This window comes from Kitasatospora sp. NPDC086009 (genome assembly GCF_044540385.1).
Lineage (GTDB): Bacteria > Actinomycetota > Actinomycetes > Streptomycetales > Streptomycetaceae > Kitasatospora.
In genome coordinates this window covers 1-7,268 of the sequence record NZ_JBITSA010000008.1, presented here as the reverse complement: position 1 = coordinate 7,268, position 7,268 = coordinate 1, and the positions used below count along the sequence as shown (strand labels likewise).

6 protein-coding genes are annotated in these 7,268 nt (G+C 75.5%); 2 read left to right on the top strand and 4 right to left on the bottom strand.

What is annotated here, in order from left to right:
- Together ACIF6L_RS20600 and ACIF6L_RS20595 are read right to left on the bottom strand one after the other, a co-directional pair.
- Nucleotides 1-1,210, bottom strand: a 1,210-nt coding sequence (locus tag ACIF6L_RS20600; RefSeq protein WP_396492557.1) for a choice-of-anchor A family protein, incomplete at its 3' end; no start/stop codon positions are given.
- 134 nt (nt 1,211-1,344) lie between these two features.
- Nucleotides 1,345-2,133, bottom strand: coding sequence for a TetR/AcrR family transcriptional regulator (locus ACIF6L_RS20595; RefSeq protein WP_396486438.1), 789 nt, complete (start codon nt 2,131-2,133; stop codon nt 1,345-1,347).
- 93 nt (nt 2,134-2,226) lie between these two features.
- Here ACIF6L_RS20595 and ACIF6L_RS20590 point away from each other — a divergent pair, with 93 nt between their 5' ends.
- Together ACIF6L_RS20590 and ACIF6L_RS20585 are read left to right on the top strand one after the other, a co-directional pair.
- Nucleotides 2,227-3,081, top strand: coding sequence for a siderophore-interacting protein (locus ACIF6L_RS20590; protein ID WP_396486437.1), 855 nt, complete (start codon nt 2,227-2,229; stop codon nt 3,079-3,081).
- 271 nt (nt 3,082-3,352) lie between these two features.
- Nucleotides 3,353-4,324: an alpha/beta hydrolase gene (locus ACIF6L_RS20585; protein ID WP_359812449.1), complete on the top strand. Its 972-nt coding sequence runs from the start codon at nt 3,353-3,355 to the stop codon at nt 4,322-4,324.
- 93 nt (nt 4,325-4,417) lie between these two features.
- On the opposite strand, the gene ACIF6L_RS20580 is transcribed toward ACIF6L_RS20585, so the two are convergent.
- Together ACIF6L_RS20580 and ACIF6L_RS20575 are read right to left on the bottom strand one after the other, a co-directional pair.
- Nucleotides 4,418-5,893: a VWA domain-containing protein gene (locus tag ACIF6L_RS20580; protein ID WP_396486436.1), complete on the bottom strand. Its 1,476-nt coding sequence runs from the start codon at nt 5,891-5,893 to the stop codon at nt 4,418-4,420.
- Nucleotides 5,890-6,762, bottom strand: coding sequence for an AAA family ATPase (locus ACIF6L_RS20575; protein ID WP_396486435.1), 873 nt, complete (start codon nt 6,760-6,762; stop codon nt 5,890-5,892). The genes ACIF6L_RS20580 and ACIF6L_RS20575 overlap by 4 nt, the downstream gene beginning before the upstream one ends.
- Between the last annotated feature and the right edge of the window lie 506 nt (nt 6,763-7,268).

Below are 7,268 nucleotides of genomic sequence, written 5' to 3'. Positions count from 1 at the left end.
TCTGGAGGCCGGGGGTGTTGTTGGTCTCGTGCCAGAGTTCGAAGACGGCGCCGGCGAGGGGGGCGCCGGTGGTGGCGTCGGTCTTGAGGACGCGGACCTCACCGGTGACCGGCGGGGTGGTGCAGGAGGGGAGGTCGCCGTTGAACGGGTAGGAGTGGAACTCCTGGCCGCCGCCCCCGACGGGGAGGCTGGTGTGGGTGAGCGAGCCGGTGGTGAAGAAGCGGCCGTTGATCCCCGCGAGGGTGACGGTGGTCAGCGAGGCCTGCCGGCCGATCAGGAAGCTGCCCTGGAACTGGCCGGTGCCGGCCAGGGTGACGGCGGTGGCGTCGGGGAAGTTCCACAGCAGGTGGTCGCGGTAGGCGTTGAGCGGGTCGTCGGTGTCGTTGATGCCGCCGCTGTAGGTGTTCAGGGCCCGGGTGGCGCCGAGGACGTTGACGAGGATCGTGGCGCCGGAGGGGATGCCGGCGAAGACGATGCCCTGCTGGCCGCCGGTCGGCCCGGTGAGGTCGAAGTCGACGTTGAACACCTGGAGGGCCGAGCTGCCGTCCCCGGTGAACAGGGTCTGTCCGCCCTGGTTCACGGCGGTGCCGGTCGGGGTGCGCGGTGTGCCGCCGACGCGGGCGTAGCAGTCGGACGCGGTGGTGAGCTGGTCGCGCAGTCCGCTGTAGGGCCGGACGGCGTCGGGGTCGGTGACCAGGGTGCCGGTCACCGTGCCGGTGACCGTGCCCGCGTGCCGGACCACGCCGCCCTCGGCGACCAGGGTCTGGCCGGGGGCGATGGTGATGCCGCCGCCGGTGGTGAGGAAGTCGGCGCCGTCCGGCGGGGGGACCCGGGAGCCGACGCCGGCGATGCCGATGTTGTAGATGGAGCTGACGCCGGCCTCCTTGGCCTGGGCGAAGCTGTCGAGGACGACCACGCGGCCCTCGGCCTCGGCGGCGCGCCCGGCGACCTGGAACTGGTTGCCGACGAAGATGTTGATGCCGTTGTCCCGGCCGGTGAACGGGAGGTTGTTGATCGACGTCGGATAGCTGGGCGGGCAGCTGCCCGGTACGCACGGGCCGAGGCCGCCGGGCAGCGGCGCCGCCACGGCGGGGACGGCCCCGGCACCGAGGGCGAGGACCGGCACCAGGGTCGAGAGCACCGTACAGGGGAGAGCCAGGGCGCCGGCCCGTCGGCGGACGCGGGTGAGCAGTCGGTTGAAGGAAGACATAGTCGAAGCGTCCGGCAGCTCGTGCGAACAGGGTGACCGGTGGAGCGCCCGCCTACGCTGATCGGTGACCGGGCGTACCCGCTCAGACCAACCGTCACCTGGGCAGCGGACAGTGCCGGGGGGCCTGCCGGGTGCTACGACCGGGCGGCGGCCGCCTCGACACCGTCGAGGAGGACGGCGAGCCCGGTGCGGAAGGCCTCCCGGGTCCGCTCCTCCGGGTCACCGGCGCCGTCCCCGGCCTCGGGGGCGCCGCCGCCGCTCTCCAGCGCGGTCAGCAGTGGGAAGCGCTCCGCGAAGTCCGGTGCGAGGGATGCGAGTTGGGTGGACCGCGCGTACCACCACTCCTCGTCGGCCACCCCGGTGTCCACGGCCGCGGCACGGGCCTCGGCGGCGGTCCGGGCCATTCCGCGGACCAGCTGCCAGAGGGCGGCGACCACGCCGCGCAGCTGTCGGGGCGCCAGGCCGGCGCCGTCCAGGATCCGCAGCACCGCCTCCATCGCGCCCAGCTCGGCCGGGCCGAGGACCGGCCGGGCCTGGGAGATCTGCAGGACCCACGGGTGCCGCAGGTAGCAGGTGAAGGCCTCCTCGGCCCAGGCGGTGGCGGCGGCCCGCCAGCCCGCGGCGGGGTCGTGGCCGGTGGGCAGCTCGGCGAGCACCCGATCGTGCATCAGGTCGAGCAGCTCGGCCTTGCCCGGTACGTACGTGTACAGGGCCATCGCGGTGCGGCCGAGCCGTTGGCCGACCGCGCGCATGGACAGCGCGGCCATCCCCTCGGCGTCGGCGACCGCGATCCCGGCCGTCACGATCGCGTCCACGCTGAGGGCGGGCTTGGGGCCGCTGCGCCCGGTGCGCGGCTCCTCCGGCCCGCGCCAGAGCAGGGACATCGAGCTGTGGGCGTCACCCTGGCCCGCGAAGACGGTCACGGTAGCGAACTCCTTATGCCGTAAAGTATCCTCGTCGAGGTAATCGCTTATGGCGTAAGGTTATCAGTGGAGCCGAAACCGGAGGGTCCGACGGTGGCATTGCCCGTCACATACATCCAGGTCGTCGCGGTCGAGCGGGTCACCCCGCGGACGGCCCGCATCACCTTCGAGGCCGATGCGCTCGACGACAGCGTCGGCCGCACCCCCGACCAGCAGGTCAAACTCTGCTTCCCCAAGCCCGGCCGGACCGAGCCCGTGCTGCCCGGCGGCGACGACGATCCGACGGGCTGGTACCAGGCCTACCTGGCCGTCCCGGAGGACGAGCGGCCGTGGATGCGCGGCTTCACCGTCCGCGGCCGGCGGCCCGGCACCCGGCGGCTGGAGGTCGACTTCGTGCTGCACGGCGACGGCGGCCCGGCGAGCGCCTGGGCGGACCGCGCCCGGCCGGGCGACCGGCTCGGCATGGTCGGCCCCTCCGAGCTGTACGCCCGGCCCGTCCCGCTCGCCACCGCCGTCGCCGGGGCCGACTGGGTCCTGCTGGCCGGGGACGAGACGGCGCTGCCCGCGATCGCCACCCTGCTGGCGGCGTTGCCCGCCGGGATCCGGGCGGTGGTGTACGCCGAGGTGGCCGACGAGGCGGAGCGGCAGCCGCTGGCCACCCCGGCCGACCTGACGGTGCGCTGGGTGTACCGCGACGGCGCCGCCCCCGGCGGTCCGCTGACCGACGCGGTCCGCGCCGCCGACCTGCCCGGCGGTACGCCGTTCGCCTGGCTGGCCGGGGAGGCCTCGGCGGTCCGGGCGATCCGGCGCCACCTGGTGGAGGAGCGCGGACTGGCCAAGGCGTCGGTGGAGTTCGCCGGATACTGGCGCCACCGGCTCACCCAGGACGACGCGCCCACCGCCGAGGACTTCGCCGACGCGCAGGAGAAGCTCGCGCAGGCCGGGTGACCCCACCCCGGGGCGCGGCCGCGGGAGGGGGAGATTCGGGGGTTCCCGCGGCGTTCCGCTGGGCAGGGTGGATAGCGACCGGTCGGACGTCATCCGTCCGGCGGCGATCCGGACGGCGTGAGGAACAGGGGTGGGCGACGTGACCAGGGACACCGGCGAGGCCTTCGGCGAGCGGACCGGCGGGCAGGTGGGCGGCGGGCGGACCGGCGGCGGGGCGGACGGCGCCGCACGCGAGGCCGGCTCCGCCTACGGGGACCTCGCGTACGGCGACATCACGCACCGCGACATCGAGGTGAACGGCGTCCGGCTCCACCTCGCCGAACAGGGGGAGGGCCCGCTCGTCCTGCTGCTGCACGGCTTCCCGGAGAGCTGGTACTCGTGGCGGCACCAGTTCGCCCCGCTGGCCGCCGCCGGCTACCGGGTGGTCGCCCCCGACCAGCGCGGCTACGCCCGCAGCGAGCGGCCCGCGGCCGTCGACGCCTACACCCTGCTCCACCTGGTCGGTGACGTCACGGCCCTGATCGCCGCGCTCGGCGAGGGGCCCGCGGTGCTGGTCGGCCACGACTGGGGCGCACCGGTCGCCTGGTCGACCGCCGCGCTCCGCCCCGACCTGGTGCGCGGGGTCGCCGGGCTGAGCGTGCCGCCGCTGCCGGTCTCCGGGCTGCCGCCGCTCGCACTGTCCAGGGAGCGGTTCGGCGAGGGCTTCTACCAGATCTACTTCCAGCGGCCCGGGGTGGCCGACGCCGAGTTCGCCAGGGACCCGGGCTCGACCTTCCGCCGCGTCCTGTTCAGCGGCTCCGGCGACCGCCCCGGCGCCGAGCGGCCGCAGGCCTGGGTCGTCCCCGACGGGCAGACGCTGCTGGACACCGTCCCGGAGCCGGAGAAGCTGCCGGACTGGCTCACCGAGGACGACATCGCGGCCTTCGTCGCCGACTACGCCGGGCACGGCGAGCACGCCTTCACCGGTCCGCTGAACTGGTACCGCAACATCGACCGCAACAACGAACTGCTCACCGCCTTCGCCGGGCGCGGCATCGACGTGCCCGCGCTCTACGTGGCGGGGGACCGGGACATGGTGTCGGCGCTGATCGGCCCGGACGCGCTGCGCGGGATCCTGGAGCGCCTCACCCCCAGGCTGTACGGGCACGTCACGCTCCCCGGCGCGGGCCACTGGACGCAGCAGGAGAGGCCGGCCGAGGTCACTGCCGCCCTGCTGGACTTCCTGCGCGGGCTGGACGGCTGACGCTCCCGGCCGGGAGGCTGACGCTCCCGCGGGCTCGGAACCGGAACCGGCGCCGGAGCCCGCGCCCGGCGGCGCCGGCCGCTCCCCGGCCGGTCAGACCGGGAGCAGCCGGGCGATCAGCTCGCCCAGCCGGCGGGCGTTGCGGCAGGAGTGCATCTCCACCACCTCCGCGTACGCGGTCGCCGCCGAGTCGCCGCCGCCCCACAGCGAGGGCTGCTCCGGGTTGAGCCAGTACACCCGCCGGGCCCGCCCGGCGATCCGGCGCAGGGCGGACAGGTTCGGGTCGCGGTGGTTGTTGCGGGCGTCACCGAGGATCAGCACGCTGGTGCGCGGGCCGACCGCGTCCAGGTGCCGGTCGGCGAACTCGCCCAGGGCGGAGCCGTAGTCGCTGTTGCCGTGATGGCCCATCACCTTGGCCTCGGTGAGGATGCGCCGGGCCAGCCCGGCCGGATCGGCCCCGCTGCCCGCCAGCAGCTCGGTGACCTCCGCGGTGCGGTTGACGAAGGCGAACACCCGGACCTTGCTGAACTGCTCGCTCATCGCGCGGACCAGCAGCATGGTGAAGTCGGCGAAGCCGGCCACCGAGCCGGAGACGTCGCAGAGCAGCACGATCTCCGGGCGGGCCGGCCGGCGCAGCCGGTAGGCGGGGCGCAACGGCACGCCCCCGGTGGACAGCGAGCGGCGCAGGGTGCGGCGGAGGTCGATCTGCCCGCGGGCCGCGCGCCGCCGCCGGGCGGCCAGCCGGGTGGCCAGCCTCCGGGCCAACGGGTGGACGGTGCGGCGCAGTTCGGTGAGCTGGTCGCGGCCGGCCGCGAGGAAGTCGATCCGGTCGGGGCTGGGTGCGACGGCCCGTTCGGCGATCCGCTCGGTGCCGCGTACCTCGGCCACCCGGCGGCGGGCCTCGGTGCCGACCATGGCGCGGAAGGCCTGGACGCGGCGGCGGATCTCGTCGGCGAGGAGGCCGTCGGAGAGGTCGGCCGGGGTGTCCGCCGCGGTGCCCGCGCGCAGCGCCGCCAGGACGCGGGCCAGCAGGGTCTCGGGGGCGAGCCGGCCGAGGGTCTGGTGGGCGGACCAGCCGTCAGAGCCGGGTACCGAGCCGGCGCCGTAGCGGCCGAACGCGGCCACCGCCTCGCCGGCCAGCCGGGCCTGGGCGGCCCGGTCGTCGGCGGCGAGGGCGGCGGCGAGGCGCTCGCGCAGGTCCTCGCGCACGGGGTCGGCCAGATCGCGGGCGGCGGCCCGGGCGTCGTCGGCGTTCTCCGGGCCGTCCGGGGACGGGCCGCCGCGGGCCGACTCCGGGGCGCCCACCCCGAGCGGGAAGAAGAGGTCGAAGGTGGCGTCGTAGACGGCCCGCTGTGCCTCGGAGCGCAGCAGCGCGGCGGCCAGGCCGGCCCGCAGCTGCTCCCGGTCGGTGAGGCCCAGTACGTCGAGGACGGCCGCCGCGTCGACGGTCTCGGCCGGACCGGCCCGCAGCCCGTGCCCGCGCAGGGCCCGGACCAGCCCGGTCAGCCGGCCCGCGAGGTCGGCGGCCCCGGTGGTCGCGGCCGCCGCGGGGGCGGGGCGGTCCGTCATGCCGGGGTGAGCTTCCGGGTGGCCTTCAGGATGTCGTCCTGGTGCTTGAGGATCACCCCGAGGGTGTCCCGGACCACCGCCTCGTCCAGGGTGTTCGCGCCGAGCGCCAGCAGGGTGCGGGCCCAGTCGATGGTCTCGGCCACCGACGGCGCCTTGCGCAGGCCCATCGCCCGCAGCGCGCCGACCACCCGGACGAGCGACTCGGCCAGCGTCGCGTCCAGGCCGGGGACCTTGAGCCGGACGATCCGGCGCTCCAGTTCGGCGTCCGGGTAGTCGAGGTGCAGGAAGAGGCAGCGCCGGCGCAGCGCCTCGGAGAGCTCGCGGGTGGCGTTGGAGGTGAGCAGGACGAAGGGCCGCCGGGTCGCGGTGATGGTGCCCAGCTCCGGCACGGTGACCTGGAAGTCGCTCAGCACCTCCAGCAGCAGGGCCTCGACCTCGACGTCGGCCTTGTCCATCTCGTCGATCAGCAGCACGGTCGGCTCGTCGCCGCGGATGGCGGTCAGCAGTGGCCGGGTGAGGAGGAACTCCTCGCCGAAGATGTCGGTGCGGGCCTGGTCCCAGCCCTCGTCCCGGCCGGCGGTGATCCGCAGCAACTGCTTGGCGTGGTTCCACTCGTAGAGCGCGCGGGCCTCGTCGATGCCCTCGTAGCACTGCAGCCGGACCAGGCGTGCCCGGTTGATCTCGGCCACCGCCTTGGCGAGTTCGGTCTTGCCGACCCCGGCGGGGCCCTCGACCAGCAGGGGCTTGCCCAGGCGGTCGGCCAGGAAGACGGTGGTGGCCACCGCGGTGGAGGCCAGGTAGCCGGTTTCGGCCAGTTGGGCGGCCGCGTGCTCCGCCGACTCGAAGAACCCCGTGCCGTCGCCGCCCATGTGCCCCACTCCCGTCGGTCCGTCCGTGCAGCAGCACCCTACCGGCCGGTCACTTCGCCGTCCCGGGGCTCCGGCGAGCACGGGTCCGAATCCGCTTCCGACGGGTCGTCATACGCCCCGTCGATGATCCGTGACCGAATCGAAGGCGGGAGTCCAGCCAGCCGGTAGGTATTCAGAAGGTCGCCTACGGCTACCGGATCCGCAACTCCTTCCGCGACCGCTGCCTGGTGGCCTGGCCGGGCGACACCTCCCCGGGCTCCAATCTGACCCGGTCCGACTGCGTCCCGGAGTGCGCGGACCAGGTTCTGGGCGCTCTGACGCCCGGCTGACCGGAACCATCCGCGGGCGTGGCGGTCCCGAGCAGGGGGGAGCGGGGGGGGGGGGGGGGGGGGGGGGGGGGGCGGGGCGGCGCGGGGGCGGGGGGGGGGGGGGGGGGGGGGGGGGGGGGGGTGGGTGGGGGGGGGGGGGGGGGGGGGGGGGGGGGGGGGGGGGGGGGGGGGGGGGGG